This window comes from Mesorhizobium australafricanum (assembly GCF_033977265.1).
Classification (GTDB): domain Bacteria; phylum Pseudomonadota; class Alphaproteobacteria; order Rhizobiales; family Rhizobiaceae; genus Mesorhizobium; species Mesorhizobium australafricanum.
In genome coordinates, this window is sequence record NZ_JAVIIT010000002.1 from 310868 (window position 1) to 327117 (window position 16250).

The window sequence follows — 16250 nt, forward strand, 5'->3', positions numbered from 1 at the left end:
TCCCGCTCCTCACCGGCTCGCGGATTTGACCGCGGCCGCGATCTCGGACTTGTCGGTCTTGCCGCCGACAAGCGCCTCGACAATGGCCGACGTGGTGTCCTCGGCAATCGTGCCGACTTCCTTCATCGCCTTGGCCTTGATCGAGGCGATGCTCGCCTCGGCCTCGCCAAGCTTCTTCTCAAGCTCGGCCTCGAGCTTCTTGCGCGTGCCCTCGGCTTGCGCCTTGGCGGCGTCATTCGCCTGCTGGCCGATCTTGTTGGCGTTGGCCTTGGCTTCCGCCAGTTCCTGCTCATAGGCCGCAACGGCGGCGTCCGCCTCGCCCTTCAGCCTTGCGGCATGGTCGAGATCCTGAGTGATGCGGTCGTTGCGGACATCGATGATGCCGCCAAGACGCGGCATCACAACCCGTTTCAGGAAGAGGTAGAACAGACCGAAGGTGATGACCAGCCACAGGATCTGCGACGGGAAGGTCTTGGCATCGAACGGCGGGAACGCTTCATGCTCCGCGGCAGGCACCGCAGTGCCCGCATGCGTATCGCCCTCGGCCGCGGCCGGCGCTGCTTCTTGCGCATAGGCAGATGTCACGAACATCTCATTCCCCTGTCCCTAGATCGAGGCCGCACCATGCGGCCCCTTTCGTCAGCTCCGGCTCTTACTTGAAGACCAGGAGCAGGGCGATCAGGAGCGAGAAGATGCCCAGAGCTTCGGTCACGGCGAAGCCGAAGATCAGGCGGCCGAACTGGCCATCAGCAGCCGACGGGTTGCGGAGCGCACCCGAGAGGTAGCTGCCGAAGATGTTGCCGAGGCCGATGCCCGCGCCGCCCATGCCGATGCAGGCGATACCAGCGCCGATAGCAGCTGCTGCAGTTGCGTCCATTTCAAAACTCCTGTGGTTTGCTTGTTCGTTGCAGTTGGTACGTTGGGTATGCTGGCGCCGGGGCGCCGGTGAAAATCGATCAGTGGCTCGGGTGCAGCGCGTCGTTCAGATACATGCAGGTCAGCACCGCGAACACGTAGGCCTGCAGGAAAGCGACCAGCAGTTCGAGCGCCGAGAGCGCAACCGCCATGGCAAGCGGCAGCACGGAGCCGGCGATGCCGACGGCGCCAAACGCGCTGAGGCTGACGACGAAGCCCGAGAACACTTTCAGCGTGATGTGGCCGGCCAGCATGTTGGCGAAAAGACGAACCGAGAGGCTGACGGGGCGCGAGACGAAGGAAATAATTTCGATCGCCACCACCAGCGGCAGGAGATAGCCCGGCACGCCATGCGGCACGAACAGCTTGAGGAAGCCGAAGCCGTGCTTGGCGAAGCCGTAGACAACAACGGTGCCGATGACCAGGATCGCCAGCGTGAAGGTGACGATGATGTGACTGGTGACGGTGAAGAAATAGGGGAACAGGCCGATCAGGTTGGCGACCAGCACGAACATGAACAGCGAGAACACCAGCGGGAAGAACTGCATGCCCTGCTTGCCGGCGGCATCGCGCAGCATGTTGCCGACGAACTCATAGGCCATTTCGGACACAGACTGCAGGCGGCCCGGAATCAGCGCGCGGCTGGCGGTGCTCATGTAGAGGAATGCCGAAGCGACGACGATCGTCACGACCATGAACAAAGCGGAATTGGTGAAAGAGACGTCGTAGCCGCCGATATGCAGCGGGATGATCGGATGGATCTGGAACTGGTGGATCGGATCGACCTTGTCAGCAGCAGCCACTTTAAATCCCCGTCAAAGCCACAACCGGCTTCTTAAGTTGCTTAGCACCTTGCGGCGCCTCATTCATTGTTTCGGTTCGCGCGGCTTGCCGCCCTGGCCGAATTCCGATGCCAGTCCCGCCGAGCGCAGGACATTGAGTATACCGGCGCCAAAGCCCAGCAGCAGGCCGACGATCAGACCCCAGGGCGCGATTCCCGCCAGGCGGTCGATGATCCAGCCCAAGCCGACACCGACCACCACTCCGGCGATGAACTCGCTGGACAGTTTCAGCGCCTGACCGTAACCGGTCGCAGCTTTTGCTTCGTCTTTCCCCTCGAGCCGATCGGTGCGTCTTGTCGCAAGCGATGCTTCAAGATCGCGCCGGCGGCGCTCAAGCTCGTCGTCGCGGATGGTGGCTTCTGGCTGCCTGCCGCGGCCGGTTTCTCCGGTTCCGTCTGGCCCGTTTTTATCGGCCATCGCAACCCCCCTGCCCGGGCAGACGATTGCCGTCCGTCCGCTTCTAAAGTCGCCGGCAACATAGTTAGAGGGTCCGCGCCCGTCAAGCCACGTACCGAACTTCGGAACGATGTATTTTCGTTAGTTAAATCAATGGTTTATCGAGGTGCGACATCGTGCCCTTCACGCCCGCGTGAGGACTCGGCGCGAATCCGCGCAACAACTCGCCTCGATCGGCGTGAGCGGCCAGCCGTAAAGAGCACTGCCCGAGCGGTCAGTTAAGCGGTTCGGCTCGAACCGCCTAAGCGGCTCAACTTGAGCCGGCTAAACGGGTCAGCTCCAGCCGCCGCCATAGGTGCGATAGAAGATATGCAGGCCGATCCTGGTCATCTTGTGCATGGCGCGCGCCCAGCCGGGATGGACGTAGTTGGCGTAGTAATGCGTCGATGAGCCGACTTCGGGAATAAAGATCTTGCCGGCGGTCACCGCCATGGCAACCTCCTGCGCGGTCTTGTAGGAAGCCTGGTCGGTGACGGTCTTCTTCCTGCCGTCGCAGGCGAAGGAGAACTGGCAACGGTTGAACCAGTTGTCGTTCTGATAGACGACGCCGCAGATCGTCTTCGGATAGGTAGGATTGCGGACGCGGTTCAAGATCACCTGGGCGACCGCCGCCTGGCCACGGACAGGTTCGCTGCGCGCCTCGAAATAGATGCCCTTGGCAAGGCAGGCCTGTTCGGGCTTGGAGAAGACGCTCGCCGGCAGCGGGTTCTGCAGCCAGGCATGGTCGCCCTTGCCCATCGGCGGGATGAAGCGGCCATCGTTCGAATCGTCCTGCAGCAGCGCCTCGAAGGGCGAGGCCTTGGCGTAGTCGGGCGCTGACTGGGCATAGGCCGTGGCAAGAATATCCGGCTTGTCGTTGTTGACGAGGGCGACAAGTGCCGCCGGCAGGGCCGGATCAGGCTGCTTGTCCTCGCGCAGATGGAAGGCCTGGGCGATCTGGACTTCCTTGCCCTTTATGCCGGGCTTGGCGAAGGTGAGCTTCAGGCTGCTGTCCATGCTCGGACGAAGCAGCGAGGACGTGCGCTCGAAAATGGAGCCGGCGCTGAAATTCTTCGGCGGCGCGACCGGCGAGACCTGGACGAGGCGCCCCTTCTTGTCGGCGCGCATGACACGATCCTCATCGGGCGTCGCGCCCACGGCGCTGCCCTTGCCGCGGAAGGCGACGGTGCCCACGCCCGGCAAATTCACGCCGGAACCGGAGATCGAGCCGGTGGTGGTGGAATCGACGAACGGCATTTCGGCGGCATGCACCGAGCCTGCGGCGGATTTCTCGATATAGGCGTTCCAGCGCGCGTTGGGCGACTCCAGGCCGGAGATCAGGCTGGTCATATCCTGATAGGCGACGACCGACGGAAAGCCGATCCAAATGCCGAGGCCAAGCACCAAAGGAGGAAGGAAGGAACGTTTTTTCGCAACGGCGGCGGCGGCAAGCCGCAATGAAACGCGTCGATGCACGGAACTCTCCAGAACGCTACTGACCCGAAGAGCCAAAATGAAGCATTAACCTTGATGCGGGGTTAACGACATCGATCGTGTTCTTTTCATGTTTGAGGAAAGCCAACTCGCCGTTGCAATGGCAAGCCGGCGGAAAATCAGGCTGGCGGCTCAGGCCGGGCGCAGGAAGATCGGCCAAGCGATCGCCGCGCAGATGGCGGCCGCCAACCACACGCCCTGCCATGCAAAGACGAGCAGCAGCCACGGAATGGCGATCGGCACCAGGCAGAAGCCGATGAAGACGAAGCTGTTGGCAAGGCTGAGCGCCGTGCCGACATGGCCGGCGCCGGCAAGCGTGGCAAGCTCGGTATAGGCGACACCGTGCCAGGCGGAGACGGATATGCCGGCGACGACGACCATCAACGGAAGCAGCGGCACCAGCGCCGGGATTGCGGCGGTGGCGATCACCAACAGCCAAAGCGCCAGGAAGGCCAGCGCGCTCAACGCGCTGCAGAACCTTAGGAATGGACGGCGGTTGCCGTTACGGTCGGTGAAGCGGCCGCTCCAGACGCGCATCACCATGGCGCCGGTCTGCACGGCGGCCAGGCTGGCGCTGGTCACCCAGGTGCCCATGCCGGCGAAGTCATGCAGGAAGACCGACGCGAAGGTCAGCACCGCGACCTGGGGAAAGCAGAGCAGGCCGATCGCGGTCGAGATGCGCCATACCTGGGCGTTGCGCAACGGCGCCGGGCCGCTTGCCGCGGCGGCGCGACCGACGCTTTCGACCGGTGGTTCGTGCAGCCAGCGCCAGGCAAAATAGGCCGAGAGGGCGGAGACGGCCGCCAGCAGGCCGAAGACCGCGGTGAAACCCACGGCGAGCGCCAGCGAAGGCAGGACGAGCGCGCCCAGCCCACCGCCGAGCGGCACCGCCGTCTGCCTGATGCTCATGGCAAAGCCACGCTCGCCCTCGCCGAACCAGCCCATGATGGCGCGGCCGCTGGAGCCGTTGACGCTGCCGCCGAGCAGGCCGGCGATGAGCAGGCTTGCCGAGAGCAGCGTGACGCCGGGAATGGAGAGCTTCGTCGGCACCACGAGCATTGCCATGATGAACAGCCATGCCGCCGTCGCGCCGAGACCGGTCAGGAGCACGCGGCGGTCGCCCCAGCGGTCGGTGAGCATCCCCCAGGGCAATTCGCTCAACGCCACGCCGAGACCGAGTAGCCCGAGCGCGAGGCCGAGCTCGGCATTGCCGAGATGATAACCCTGGCGCATCGCCACCGCGGTCGCCGGAATGCCGGAGAAGGTGGCGGAGAAGCCGGCATTGGCCGCGACGCCGATGCCCAGCACCTTCCAGCGATGGTTTGGTCCGAAGGCGCGGCGAGCAGCGGCGCCGGCAATGTCTCCCGCGGGCGGCTGGCAGTCGTTTCGTGTGACGATGGCGGACATGGTTCCATTCCCTGGCGGCCGGCTAACGGCCTTGACGGGAGGGATGTAGCGCCATAGTTTCGTTCATAAAATCAGGAAGTTTTTGACAAACAATCCTGAAAATCAGGACGATCTCATGCGCCGCGTCACATTCGACCTCGATGTCCTCAGAACTTTCGTCGCCGGCATGGAGTTGGGCAGTTTCGCCAAGGCGGCTGAGCGGCTCGGCCGCTCGACTTCCGCCGTCAGCGCGCAATTGAAGAAGCTGGAGGAACAGGCGGCGACGCCCATTTTTCGCAAGGCTGGACGTGGCCTCGCGCTGACCGAAGCCGGCGAGACCATGCTCGGCTATGCGCGGCGGCTGGTCGAGCTCAACGACGAGGCGGCCTCCGCCATCCGCGACGTCGAGCTGGAGGGCTGGGTGCGGCTCGGCCTGCAGGAGGATTTCGGCGAGGCCGTGCTGCCCGACGTGCTCGGCCGCTTCGCCCGCGCCCATCCCAAGGTCCGGATCGAGGCGCGGATCGGGCGCAGCCATGAGCTTGCCGAGCGTGTCGTTTCAGGCGGCCTCGACATCGCGCTTGCCTGGCACGATGGCATGACGCTCCCCTATAGCCGCCATGTCGCCGACGTGCAGGCGCGCTGGATCGGTCCGGCAAAGCCGATAGAGGCAGGCTTCCGCGACGGCGAGGCGCTGCCGCTGGTGATGTTCGAGGCGCCGTGCCTGCTCAGAACCGTGGCGACCGAAACGCTCGACCGCGCAGGCCTTGCCTGGCGCATGGCCTTCTCCAGCCCCAGCCTCGGCGGCATCTGGGCGGCGGTGGCGGCGGGACTCGGCCTGACGATCCGCACCGATATCGGCCTGCCCGCCAATGTCAGGGCAATCGCGCCGGGGGTGCTGGGACTTCCCGCCCTGCCGATGATGGCGTTGCATCTGCACCAGAAGGACGCCGAGCTCGACCCGGTGGCGGCGCGGCTGGCGGAGATATTGCTGCAAGCAGCGCTGGATACGCTGCCGGCGGGGGCTGAGGTGAAAGAGAAGCTGCCGAAGGTTGCCTAGCTTTTCGGACAAGCAGCGCCGCGGATTGGTTACCGGCCGTCGCGTTCCGTCACACCCCCCTCTGTCCTGCCGGACATCTCCCCCGCAAGGGGGGAGATTGGATGTCGCGACCGCTTTCGCCAATCGCCGACGTTGTAGGACGAGCGCCGTCAGCAGAGCTGCTGATCTCCCCCTTGCGGGGGAGATGCTCGGCAGGGCAGAGGGGGGTGCTGTCCCACCAGCGTTGCGAGGATTTCACCTCGCGACGGAGGATAAATCTCAGCGCTTCTTAGCCCTGCCCGCAAAGGGATTGTCCGAGGTGCGCAGCGCCATGCGGATCGGCACGCCCGGCATGTCGAAGGCCTCGCGCAGGCTGTTGGTCAGATAGCGGACATAGGATTGCGGCATGGCGTCCGGCCGCGAGCAGGAGACGACGAAGCCCGGCGGGCGGGTCTTGGCCTGGGTGACATATTTGATCTTCAGCCGGCGGCCGGCGACGGCGGGCGGCGGATGATGCGCCAGGATGCCTTCCAGCCAGCGGTTGAGCTTGCCGGTCGAGACGCGGCTGTTCCAGACCTTGTGCGTCTTGATGACGCTGTCCATCAGCTTTTCGAGGCCGCGCCCGGTCTCAGCCGATACCGTCACCGCCTGGATGCCGCGCACCTGCGGCAACAGCCGCCCGGTCTTTTCGCGCAGCTCGGCCAGCAGCTCCTGCGGGTTGTCGATCAGGTCCCATTTGTTGAAGGCGATCACCGGCGCCCTGCCCTCGCGGATGATGAGGTCGGCGATCTGCAGGTCCTGCTTCTCGAAGGGAATGGTGGCGTCGAGCACGATGATGACGATCTCGGCGAAGCGGATGGCGCGCAGGCCGTCCTGCACCGACATCACCTCCAACTTTTCGTGGATCCTGGACTTGCGCCGCATGCCGGCGGTGTCGAACAGCTTTATCCGGCGGCCGCGCCAGTCCCAGTCGACCGAAATGGAATCGCGGGTGATGCCGGCTTCCGGACCGGTCAGCAGCCGCTCCTCGCCGATCAGCGCATTGATCAGCGTCGACTTGCCGGCGTTCGGACGGCCGACGACGGCGATGCGCAGCGGCTTGGTGTCGTCATAGGGTGCTTCAGCGTCCGGGTCGGCGATGTCCTCGCCGATCAGCACCTCGCTGGCGGCGATCTCGTCGCTTTCTTCCTCGTCCTCGCCGAAAGCGCGTTCCTCGCCAAGCGCTTCGATCACCGCGTCGCGCAGGTCGGGCATGCCCTGGCCATGCTCGGCCGAGACCGGGATCGGCTCGCCGAGACCGAGCTCCCAGGCTTCGAGCATGCCGCCTTGAGCGCCCCGCGCCTCGGCCTTGTTGGCAACCAGCACCACCGGCTTGCCCGACTTGCGCACGATTTCGGCGAAGGTGCGGTCGTCCGGCATCAGGCCCGATTTGGCATCGACTGTGAAGAAGATGAGGTCGGCTTCGCGGATGGCGATCTCGGTCTGCTGGCGCATGCGGCCGGGCAGCGTCGAGGCCGCCGCGTCCTCGAAGCCTGCCGTGTCGATGACATCGAAATAGAGGTCGTAAAGCTTGGCGGCATGGACACGGCGGTCGCGCGTGACGCCCGGCGTGTCGTCGACAAGCGCCAGCTTCTTTCCGACCAGCCGATTGAAAAGTGTCGATTTGCCGACGTTAGGCCGACCGATGATGGCGACTTTGAAGCCCATCCAAGATCACGACGCGTTGCCCGACCCACGGATCAGTTCGGACATCAATTGCGCCCGCTGGCGCACATTGCGCGGGGCACCGTCATCCGAAGAGATCTGGTCGAACAGTTTGAGAGCGTCGGCCGACTTGCCGTCCTTCCAGGCGGCAAGGCCGAGCGCCTCGCGCGCCGAGTGGCGCAGCGGATTGGTGTCGGCGGTAAGCGCCTCGATGCGGCTGGAGACGTCGGCGAAGGAGCCGTGGTCGACGAGCAGCAGCGCTGCCCTGAGCCTCGCCATGTCGCGAATGCCGGCCGGAATGGCGTTGTCGGCGGCGACCTCGTCGAAATCCTTGACCGCGCCCTCGACGTCCCCCTTGTCGGCCTTGACGGTCGCGGCGCGCATGCGGGCGAGCAGCGGGTAAGCGCCGTAGCCGTCCTTTTCCAGCTGGTCGAGCGCGGCGATCGCCTCATCGTTCTTGCCGTCATTGGCGAGCTTGAGGGCCGCCGAGAACGCATCGCCCGAGCGGTTGGCGCGGGTCTCGTCCCAGTAGCGGTAGCCAACGACGGCGGCCGTTCCCAGCACGATCAGGATCGCCAGACCAAGCACGGCCGGACCAAAACGGTCCCACAGCTTCTGCGCCTGCTCGCGCCGGATCTCTTCGTTGACTTCGCGGATAAAACTGTCGTCCGACATCAATCAAAACCATTGCGGCCCCGGTGGGGCGCTTCTTGAGCCCGCGTTTTAGCGAAAATTTGTCGGCATGGAAGGGGGCTGGCAGGAAAATCGGCGGAGAACGGCAGAGGTCCCACAGGGCTTGCCGGAACGCATCGACGCCACATTTGCGCGATAGCCGGCTTCCAATCGGCCGGAAAGGGTCCTGCCAGAAGGTTGCCAATGCTTCGTTCGTACCGCGTCCTTGCATTCAGTCTCGCCTCGCTTGCCTGCGCCAATGCGGCCTTTGCCGATCCGCCGAAACCGCCAACCGTTTCGCCGGCCAAACCCAAGCAGGTCGTGCTGATCTCGTTCGACGCCGCCCGCGAGATCTCACAGTGGCAACGCAGCCGGGCGCTGGCAAAGCGCACGGGCGCGCATTTCACCTATTTCCTGTCCTGCGTCTTCCTGCTCTCGCCGGAAACGCGACAGCAATATGCCGGCCCCGGCAAGTCCAATGTCGGCTTCGGCGCTTCGAAACAGGACGTCGCCGAGCGACTGCAACAGGTCAGGCTGGCTGCAGCCGAAGGCCACGACATCGGCAGCCATGCCTGCGGCCATTTCGACGGCAAGGAATGGAGCAAGGCCGACTGGCTGGCCGAATTCGCCTCCGTCCGGCGCATTTTCGAAAACGCCTATGCGATCAACGGCATCCCGGAACCGGCCGGCTGGCATGATTTCGCGCATCATGCGGTGGTCGGGTTTCGGGCGCCCTATCTTTCGACCGACGCCGCACTTTACGAGGCGCTGCCCCAGGCCGGCTTCCAATATGACGCGAGCGGCGTTTCGAATGGCCCTGAGCTGCCGCCGACCAGGAACGGCATAACCCACTTCGCCCTGCCGCTCATCCCCGAAGGACCGAGGGCGAAGCCGGTGGTCGCCATGGATTACAATCTCTATGTCCGCCATTCAGGCGCCACCGAAAAACCGGCCATGGCGGACGAATTCACCGGGCGCGCCTATCAGGCGTTCCGCGCAGCCTTCGATGCCGAGTACAACGGCAAACGCCTGCCGCTGGAGCTCGGCTTCCATTTCACGCTGATGAACAACGGCGCCTATTGGAACGCGCTGGAGCGCTTCGCCGGGGAGGTTTGCGTGAAAGCCGACGTCGAGTGCATCAGTTTTCGCGACTATGTCGCGCGGCAACGTGGCGGCCAGGCGCAGGCAGCGGTGGGCGGCTGAGCCGCCCGCCGACCTCCGCTGACGATATCAGGCCGGATCCTCAGCGCTCTGCCTTGCGAGATAGCGCTGGTCGATATCGGGCAGCGGCTCACCCTGAAGCGTCGCCTCGAAGGCACGCAGGCGCTTATGCACCGACTGCAGCTCGACGATCGTCGACCAGGAATTCAACAGGAACTGCAGCGAATTCGTCACTTTGCCGAAGGCGTTCGAGATCTGGTTCAGGGCACCGAAGGTGATCTTGTGCGCAACCAGCGAAGGCCCGAGGATCAGCAGCGAGAAGATATTATCGGCCTGCAGGTAGGTGTAACGCACGATATTGAAATAGATGTAGTGGAAATAGAGCCTGAAGTAGTTGTGACGCACATTGGCGAACAGCTCCGTTGTCGTCGCCGGCTGCGCCCGGTCGGGATGGTCCTCGCCGTAGACGAGTTCCTTGCGGTAGGCAGCCTCAACCCGCTGATTGCGGAACTGGAGGCCCGGCAGCTTGAGGCCGGCGAGCATAACGGATGCCGTCCCGAATATGCACCAGCCCAGCGCGGCAACCACCAGAGGCTGCGGGACCGCGCCGATGATCGGCAGCTCAGTGATATGCGCCTGCAGCTGGATCATCACCGGCAGGAAGGCGATCAGGGTCATGATCGACTGGACAAAGCTCGAACCCAGGTCCTCCATGATCTGCGAGAAGCGCATCGTGTCTTCCTGGATACGCTGCGAGGCCCCCTCGATGTGGCGCAGACGGCCCCAGTTGGCCATGAAGTAATTGTTCATCGCGGTGCGCCAGCGGAAGATCCAGTGGCTGACGATGAAGGCATTGACCACCTGCACATTCATGCCGACCAACGCCAGCCAAGAGAAATCGGCCAACCCCTTGTAGAATTCCGTGTCGGTCGAGGCTGTCGTTCCCGACATCAAGCCCTGAACGTAGTCGAAGAAAGGACCATACCAGTTGTTGACCGCGACGGAGACCTGCACGTTGAAATAGATGAAGAACAGGACGACGGCGGTCATTAGGATCGACCAGTTCTGCCAGGGATGCGGCGCATACCAGCTCCAGAACGCGTAAAACGCCGCCACGCAAAAAGCGAAATAAAGGTAGAACCACAGAAAAGGCTTCGACCACAGCACCGCGATGCCGATGATCGGCGGAGTGCCGGCCGCTGCCGGGGGCAGGCCGAAGACGGCGCCCAGTTGCTCACCGCCGAAGAACCAGAACAAGATCGCCGCAAGACTCCAGACGGCGGCCGAGGTGAAGAAAAGCTTCGGCTGCGGGAAGAAAGATACGAACACTGTGGCGGGTTTCCTTGGTCTGACCGCAAATCAGCGGCGTTGCTGTTCGGCGGGCATAAGGTCACACATTAGCGGGAAAGAAAATGCCTCTGCCCGATGCCCGGCATCGAACAAGGCCGCAAATCATGGCGATTTTGGCGCGGCCGACCAGGCAACGACGCCGGAGGCCAGGAGTGCCGCCGCCGCCATGATCGAGGCAAGCACATAATTGCCCGAGGCCTGGGCCAGCAGGCCAGCAGCGATCGGGCCGACGATCTGGCCGAGGCCGAAGGCTGCCGTCATCACGGCGAAGATGCGGCGCGGCGCCTGCGGGGCGAGTTGCCTGCCCATCTGGATCCCAAGCGCCGTGATGGCGATGAAGGTTCCGCCGAGCAGGACGCCGGCAATCAGCGGTCCGGCGGCCCCCTTGACGACGACGCTGGCGGTGACGCCGACCACCTCGATCAGGCAGGTCGCGGCGTAAGCGGCATAGAGCCCGATCCTGGCAGCAAGCTTCTGCCAGAACCAGGTCGAGGGAAATCCGGCAAGGCCGGCGACCATCCAGACGGTGGCTTCGAAGACGCGCCCGCCGCCGCCCTGGCGAACGATGGCAACCAGGAAAGTGGCCGTCACGACATAGCCGAAGCCGAACAGCCCGTAGGCGATGATCATCTTCACCAGGGAGCGGTCCTTCGGCAGCGCCGGCTCGCGCCCGTCAACGCCATTGGCCGGTGTCGTCGAGCCGGCAAGCAGCATGACGATGAGCAGGCCAACCGCCGAAAGCACTCCGGACCAAAGCCAGCCTGCGGCCCAGCCGGCATGCTCGGAGACGAGGATCGCCAGGAGGGCGGAGGACGCGGCTATGCCGAGGCCGACGCCACCGAAATGCAGCGCCTGCAAATCGCCGCGGCCAGCCGCTGCCAGATGGCTGAAGACGATCGAGGCCATGAACACCATGACGAAGGCGCTGGCGAGTCCAGCGAGGAAGCGGATGACGAGGAAGGCGGCCATCGTCTCGTTGAGCCCCATGAGACCCGCGAGCACCGCGCTGGCAGCGAGGCCGGCGAACATCAGCATGCGCTCGCGCCCATGCGCCCAGCCGCCGGCCGCGGCAAGCGCGCCGATGAGGTAGCCGAGATAATTGGCGGAAGCGATCCAGCCGGCATCGGCCGGCGTCAGATGTAGCTCCTCCATCATGCCGGGCAGGATTGGTGTGTAGACGAACCGGCCGATGCCCATGGCGACGGCGAGCGCGACCATGCCGGCAAGGGCGAGACGCAAGGGAGACGGCGAGGCGTTCATCGCGGCGCACCATAAGTGTGCGCGTTCGCGAAACAATACGCTTGCGTTGGGCCAGGGCCGCTAGCCGCGACACCCCCTCACCCAGCCTCCGCTTCGCTCGGCTGACCTCTCCCCCTGGGGAGGAGATTGTCAACGCCCGCGCCAATCTCTTCTCCCCGCGGGGAGAAGGTGGCCCGAAGGGCCGGATGAGGGGGCCTCGCTATAATAAGCGGACAATGCTTAGTGGCAGCCCGTTTCGTATGCGGTGCGGCCGGCGGTCAGCCGGAACGGCATATCGCCAAGCTCGCGCTGCGACATGGTGTCGAGCACGGGATGCGACAGCGGATCGACGATCCAGCGGGCGATGTCGCCATCGTGGCGCGGACTCGCCTCGGCGCCGGAAAGCCCTTTCAGAAAAGATAAAATCTTCATGGGACAACCTCCTGGCTCAAGGCTATTCCTGCTAGATTCTGCCTTTCCTGTCGGGTTTCAATTGAGATTTCGGCCCGTTCACTTTAGAAAAACTGAATGGCTATGCTGAACCGCGTCCATCTCAACGGCCTGCGCGCCGTGGAAACCGTCGCCCGCCTGGGATCGCTGGCGGCAGCGGCTGCCGAGCTGAATGTCTCGGTCAGCGCCGTCAGCCAGCAGGTCAAACGCACGGAAAGGCAACTTGGACAGGCGCTGTTCGAGCGGACGCCCGGCGGGCTCGTGCCAACCGAATTCGGCGCCGCCTTCACGACGCGGCTCAGCGCCGGCTTCCGCGAGATCGCGCAAGCGGTGGCGCTGGCCGACGAGGCCAACGAGTGCACGCTGGTCGTCTCGGTGGCGCCGGCCTTCGCCTCGAAATGGTTGCTGCCCAGACTGTCGCGGCACTTCGCGCGCCATCCGAATGTGCTGCTGCGCATCGACGCCTCGGCCAGGGTCGCCGACCTCGACCGGTCCGACATCGATATCGCCATTCGCCTCGGCGACGGCAAATGGGCGGGCGGGCGGGCGGAGCTTTTGCTTGCCCAGGAAGTGTTTCCGGTCTGCGCGCCCTCGATCGCGGCCAGGCTGAAGTCGATCGACGATCTGGCGCAGACCTGCGCCATCACCGACGAGCGGGCGATGTTCAGCTGGGACGGCTGGTTCGAGGCGGCCGGGGTCAAGCCGGTCACCTTCCAGAAGGGCGCGCGCTTCACCGATCCGATGCTTTGCCTGGAATCGGCGATCGCCGGCCACGGCGTCATGCTCGCCTGGCAGTTGCTCACCGCCGACGCGCTGGCCGACGGCCGGCTGGTCGCGCCCTTCGGTGTGCGGGCCGAGAGCGGGCTTGGCTACTGGCTGGTGACCTCGGCGACCAAAAGCGAAAGCCGCAAGGTGCGCGATTTCAAGGCCTGGATCCGGGAAGAGACCGAAGCGACCATGGCGCAGTTCCGGGCGCTCGACAGTGCCGCTTAACCTCGTTTGAGCATGATCTTTCCCGAAAACCGCTACACACTTTTCGGGATCATGCTCTGATCAGGCCCAGTCGATCGCGGTGGAAAGGCCAAGCTCACCGGTCTATGTAAGAACCGGACCCCAACATCACGACAGGCAGGATCATGACCACACATTCGCGCGGCGTTTCGGCAACCATCGACCCGGTGAAGCTCGACAGGCTGGCGGAAGTCGCCATCAAGGTCGGGCTGCAACTGCAGCCCGGACAGGACCTGGTGCTGACCTCGTCGATCGCGGCGCTGCCGCTGACGCGCCGTATCGTCGAACACGCCTACAAGGCGGGCGCCGGGCTGGTGACGCCGATCTTCAACGACGACGAGATCACGCTGGCGCGCTTCCGCTATGGCGCCGACGCCGGTTTCGACCACGCCGCCGGCTGGCTCTACGAAGGCATGGCGAAAGCCTTCTCCAACAATGCCGCGCGGCTTGCGGTGCGCGGCGAGGATCCTTCGCTGCTCTCTTCGCAGGATCCGGCCAAGGTGGCGCGCGCCAACAAGGCGAATTCGATGGCCTATCAGCCGGCGCTGGAGAAGATCACCGGCTTCGACATCAACTGGAACATCGTCGCCTATCCCGACCTTGCCTGGGCTCGCCAAGTGTTTCCGGGCGAGCCGGACGACGTCGCGGTGGTCAAGCTCGCCGACGCCATCTTCTCGGCCTCGCGGGTCGACGTCGAGGATCCGATCGGCAACTGGAAGGCGCACAATGCGGCCTTGGCCGAGCGCACGAAATGGCTGAACGAGCATCATTTCCACGACCTGCATTTCACCGGGCCGGGCACGGACCTGACCGTTGGACTTGCCGACGGCCATGAATGGATGGGCGGCGCCTCGACGGCGAAGAACGGCATCACCTGCAACCCGAACATCCCGACCGAGGAAGTCTTCACCACGCCGCATGCCTGGCGGGTCGAAGGTCATGTCTCCTCGACCAAGCCGCTCTCCTACCAGGGCACGCTGATCGACGAGATTTCGGTGCGCTTCGAGGGCGGGCGGATCGTCGAGGCCAAGGCGTCGAAGGGCGAGGACGTGCTCAAGAAGGTGCTCGACACCGACGAGGGCGCGCGCCGCCTCGGCGAAGTGGCGCTGGTGCCGCATTCCTCGCCGATCTCGAAGAGCGGGCTGTTGTTCTTCAACACGTTGTTCGACGAGAACGCCGCCTGCCACATCGCGCTCGGACAGTGCTATTCGAAATGCTTCGTCAATGGCGCGTCGCTCAGCCAGGACGAGATCGCTGAGCGCGGCGGCAACAAGAGTTTTATCCACATCGACTGGATGATCGGCTCCGACAAGATCGACATAGACGGCGTCGCCAAGGACGGCAGCCGAGTGCCGGTCATGCGCAAGGGCGAGTGGGCCTAACAGTACTTTTGTTTGCGCAATTCCGAACGGACGGCTACGGCGAAGTCGCCGAGCCCAACCGCTGCACACTTTTCCTGGAATTGCTTGGCAAAGGAGGCGCGATGACCTTCGACATAGCGGTGAAGCGCATCTACGAGGCGCCTGAGAAGGCGGACGGCCAGCGCGTGCTGGTCGACCGCCTGTGGCCGCGCGGCGTCAGCAAGAAGGATGCCGAACTGACGCTGTGGCTGAAGGAGATCGCGCCGACCGACGAGTTGCGCAAATGGTTCGGGCATGATCCGGAGCGCTGGGCGGAGTTTCAGAAGCGATATCGGGCCGCGCTTGATGCTAATCAGGAGGCGGTGGAGCAACTGCGGGACCTGTCGCGCGAAGGCAAGGTGACGCTGCTCTACGGCGCGCATGACGAGGCGCACAACAATGCGGTGGCGCTGGCGGCGTATTTGCGAGGCGTGTGAGACCCTCACTGCGTTTGCGATTGGCGAAGGCCGAAGCGACATCCAATCTCCCCCCTTGCGGGGGAGATGCCCGGCAGGGCAGAGGGGGGTGCTGTCCCGCCGACCTCTCAATCATTCAATGCCGCATAATGAGGCAGGTTCGGGCGTGATAGTTCGACCAGCGTCGCGTTCCTTCACACCCCCTCTGGCCTGCCGGCCATCTCCCCCGCAAGGGGGGAGATTGGCAGCATCGCCGTCCCGCCACCTACCTCACCGCCTCCTCATAAACCTCCGCCTTGAACCCCACCAGAACCCGATCCCCGACCTCCAGCACCGGGCGCTTGATCATGGTCGGCTTGGCCAGCATCAGCTTCTTCGCCTTCTTTTCGTCGAGCTCGGCCTTGTCCGCCTCCGGCAGCTCACGGAAGGTCGTGCTGCCCTTGTTCAGCAGCTTTTCCCAACCGACCTTGCCGACCCAGCCGTTCAGCCTCTCCGCCTCGATCCCCTCGGCCCGGTAGTCATGAAAACGATACGGCACGTCATGGCTCTCCAGCCAGACGCGCGCCTTCCTGATCGTGTCGCAGGTGGTTATGCCGTACATGGTGATGGTCAATTCAGGCCTCGGTCAGACGGGGTTGCGAGTCGGGCCGAACCCTAAGTCCGCCCCGCCCGCATTGCCAGCGCCTTGCGGTGCCCGGATTTTGGCTCTTGGAGCACAGTGGCCAACCAGCTTGCGGAT

At 64.3% G+C, this 16250-nt stretch carries 17 protein-coding genes; 5 read left to right on the plus strand and 12 right to left on the minus strand.

Features of this window, described 5'->3' with window-relative positions; translation table 11 throughout:
- Nucleotides 1-9: 9 nt before the first annotated feature.
- The 6 genes from RFM98_RS04975 to RFM98_RS05000 all read right to left on the minus strand — a co-directional run bounded on the left by RFM98_RS04975 (nucleotide 10) and on the right by RFM98_RS05000 (nucleotide 5093).
- Nucleotides 10-591, minus strand: a complete 582-nt coding sequence (locus RFM98_RS04975; RefSeq protein WP_320307788.1) for a F0F1 ATP synthase subunit B — start codon at nucleotides 589-591, stop codon at nucleotides 10-12.
- A gap of 61 nt (nucleotides 592-652) precedes the next feature.
- Complete coding sequence (locus tag RFM98_RS04980) at nucleotides 653-877, minus strand: F0F1 ATP synthase subunit C (protein WP_027164582.1); 225 nt, start codon at nucleotides 875-877, stop codon at nucleotides 653-655.
- A 79-nt stretch (nucleotides 878-956) separates the two neighbouring features.
- Nucleotides 957-1718, minus strand: coding sequence for a F0F1 ATP synthase subunit A (locus RFM98_RS04985; protein WP_320307789.1), 762 nt, complete (start codon nucleotides 1716-1718; stop codon nucleotides 957-959).
- A 63-nt stretch (nucleotides 1719-1781) separates the two neighbouring features.
- Nucleotides 1782-2174, minus strand: coding sequence for an AtpZ/AtpI family protein (locus RFM98_RS04990; protein ID WP_320307790.1), 393 nt, complete (start codon nucleotides 2172-2174; stop codon nucleotides 1782-1784).
- A 312-nt stretch (nucleotides 2175-2486) separates the two neighbouring features.
- A complete protein-coding gene (locus RFM98_RS04995; RefSeq protein WP_320307791.1) occupies nucleotides 2487-3668 on the minus strand; it encodes a cell wall hydrolase in 1182 nt (393 codons plus the stop codon).
- 150 nt (nucleotides 3669-3818) lie between these two features.
- Nucleotides 3819-5093 (minus strand): MFS transporter, encoded by a 1275-nt coding sequence (locus RFM98_RS05000; RefSeq protein ID WP_320307792.1) that lies wholly within the window; start codon nucleotides 5091-5093, stop codon nucleotides 3819-3821.
- Between the two features lie 115 nt (nucleotides 5094-5208).
- Between RFM98_RS05000 and RFM98_RS05005 the strand changes: the two genes are divergently transcribed.
- Nucleotides 5209-6129: a LysR substrate-binding domain-containing protein gene (locus tag RFM98_RS05005; RefSeq protein WP_320307793.1), complete on the plus strand. Its 921-nt coding sequence runs from the start codon at nucleotides 5209-5211 to the stop codon at nucleotides 6127-6129.
- 258 nt (nucleotides 6130-6387) lie between these two features.
- On the opposite strand, the gene der is transcribed toward RFM98_RS05005, so the two are convergent.
- Both der and RFM98_RS05015 read right to left on the minus strand, forming a co-directional pair.
- Complete coding sequence (der, locus tag RFM98_RS05010) at nucleotides 6388-7815, minus strand: ribosome biogenesis GTPase Der (RefSeq protein ID WP_320307794.1); 1428 nt, start codon at nucleotides 7813-7815, stop codon at nucleotides 6388-6390.
- Between the two features lie 6 nt (nucleotides 7816-7821).
- On the minus strand, nucleotides 7822-8487 hold the full coding sequence (locus tag RFM98_RS05015; RefSeq protein WP_320307795.1) for a tetratricopeptide repeat protein: 666 nt from the start codon (nucleotides 8485-8487) through the stop codon (nucleotides 7822-7824).
- A 201-nt stretch (nucleotides 8488-8688) separates the two neighbouring features.
- Here RFM98_RS05015 and RFM98_RS05020 point away from each other — a divergent pair, with 201 nt between their 5' ends.
- Entirely contained in the window at nucleotides 8689-9687 is a 999-nt protein-coding gene (locus RFM98_RS05020) for a polysaccharide deacetylase family protein (RefSeq protein ID WP_320307796.1), read from the plus strand.
- A 27-nt stretch (nucleotides 9688-9714) separates the two neighbouring features.
- Here RFM98_RS05020 and sbmA read toward each other — a convergent pair whose 3' ends face one another.
- The 3 genes from sbmA to RFM98_RS05035 form a co-directional block, all read right to left on the minus strand.
- Nucleotides 9715-10974, minus strand: coding sequence for a peptide antibiotic transporter SbmA (gene sbmA / locus RFM98_RS05025; protein ID WP_320307797.1), 1260 nt, complete (start codon nucleotides 10972-10974; stop codon nucleotides 9715-9717).
- A 123-nt stretch (nucleotides 10975-11097) separates the two neighbouring features.
- Nucleotides 11098-12255 (minus strand): YbfB/YjiJ family MFS transporter, encoded by a 1158-nt coding sequence (locus tag RFM98_RS05030; RefSeq protein WP_320307798.1) that lies wholly within the window; start codon nucleotides 12253-12255, stop codon nucleotides 11098-11100.
- Between the two features lie 219 nt (nucleotides 12256-12474).
- Nucleotides 12475-12666 carry a hypothetical protein gene (locus RFM98_RS05035; protein ID WP_320307799.1) on the minus strand — a complete coding sequence of 64 codons (192 nt, stop codon included), beginning with the start codon at nucleotides 12664-12666 and terminating at the stop codon, nucleotides 12475-12477.
- A gap of 96 nt (nucleotides 12667-12762) precedes the next feature.
- On the opposite strand from RFM98_RS05035, the gene RFM98_RS05040 reads away from it, so the two are divergent.
- From RFM98_RS05040 to RFM98_RS05050, 3 genes are all read left to right on the plus strand, one after another.
- Complete coding sequence (locus tag RFM98_RS05040) at nucleotides 12763-13677, plus strand: LysR substrate-binding domain-containing protein (RefSeq protein ID WP_320307800.1); 915 nt, start codon at nucleotides 12763-12765, stop codon at nucleotides 13675-13677.
- A 143-nt stretch (nucleotides 13678-13820) separates the two neighbouring features.
- On the plus strand, nucleotides 13821-15077 hold the full coding sequence (locus RFM98_RS05045) for an aminopeptidase (RefSeq protein ID WP_320307801.1): 1257 nt from the start codon (nucleotides 13821-13823) through the stop codon (nucleotides 15075-15077).
- A 101-nt stretch (nucleotides 15078-15178) separates the two neighbouring features.
- Nucleotides 15179-15532, plus strand: coding sequence for a DUF488 domain-containing protein (locus RFM98_RS05050; protein WP_320307802.1), 354 nt, complete (start codon nucleotides 15179-15181; stop codon nucleotides 15530-15532).
- A gap of 244 nt (nucleotides 15533-15776) precedes the next feature.
- On the opposite strand, the gene RFM98_RS05055 is transcribed toward RFM98_RS05050, so the two are convergent.
- Nucleotides 15777-16124, minus strand: a complete 348-nt coding sequence (locus RFM98_RS05055; RefSeq protein WP_320307803.1) for an ArsC family reductase — start codon at nucleotides 16122-16124, stop codon at nucleotides 15777-15779.
- Between the last annotated feature and the right edge of the window lie 126 nt (nucleotides 16125-16250).

Coding starts and splice junctions, on each gene's coding strand:
- RFM98_RS04975 (WP_320307788.1), bottom strand. CDS start 591: ATGTTCGTGACATCTGCCTATGCGCAAGAAGCAGCGCCGGCCGCGGCC.
- RFM98_RS05005 (WP_320307793.1), top strand. CDS start 5,209: ATGCGCCGCGTCACATTCGACCTCGATGTCCTCAGAACTTTCGTCGCC.
- RFM98_RS05045 (WP_320307801.1), top strand. CDS start 13,821: ATGACCACACATTCGCGCGGCGTTTCGGCAACCATCGACCCGGTGAAG.
- der (WP_320307794.1), bottom strand. CDS start 7,815: ATGGGCTTCAAAGTCGCCATCATCGGTCGGCCTAACGTCGGCAAATCG.
- RFM98_RS05050 (WP_320307802.1), top strand. CDS start 15,179: ATGACCTTCGACATAGCGGTGAAGCGCATCTACGAGGCGCCTGAGAAG.
- RFM98_RS04990 (WP_320307790.1), bottom strand. CDS start 2,174: ATGGCCGATAAAAACGGGCCAGACGGAACCGGAGAAACCGGCCGCGGC.
- RFM98_RS04980 (WP_027164582.1), bottom strand. CDS start 877: ATGGACGCAACTGCAGCAGCTGCTATCGGCGCTGGTATCGCCTGCATC.
- RFM98_RS05035 (WP_320307799.1), bottom strand. CDS start 12,666: ATGAAGATTTTATCTTTTCTGAAAGGGCTTTCCGGCGCCGAGGCGAGT.
- RFM98_RS05020 (WP_320307796.1), top strand. CDS start 8,689: ATGCTTCGTTCGTACCGCGTCCTTGCATTCAGTCTCGCCTCGCTTGCC.
- RFM98_RS05000 (WP_320307792.1), bottom strand. CDS start 5,093: ATGTCCGCCATCGTCACACGAAACGACTGCCAGCCGCCCGCGGGAGAC.
- RFM98_RS05015 (WP_320307795.1), bottom strand. CDS start 8,487: ATGTCGGACGACAGTTTTATCCGCGAAGTCAACGAAGAGATCCGGCGC.
- RFM98_RS05040 (WP_320307800.1), top strand. CDS start 12,763: ATGGCTATGCTGAACCGCGTCCATCTCAACGGCCTGCGCGCCGTGGAA.
- RFM98_RS05030 (WP_320307798.1), bottom strand. CDS start 12,255: ATGAACGCCTCGCCGTCTCCCTTGCGTCTCGCCCTTGCCGGCATGGTC.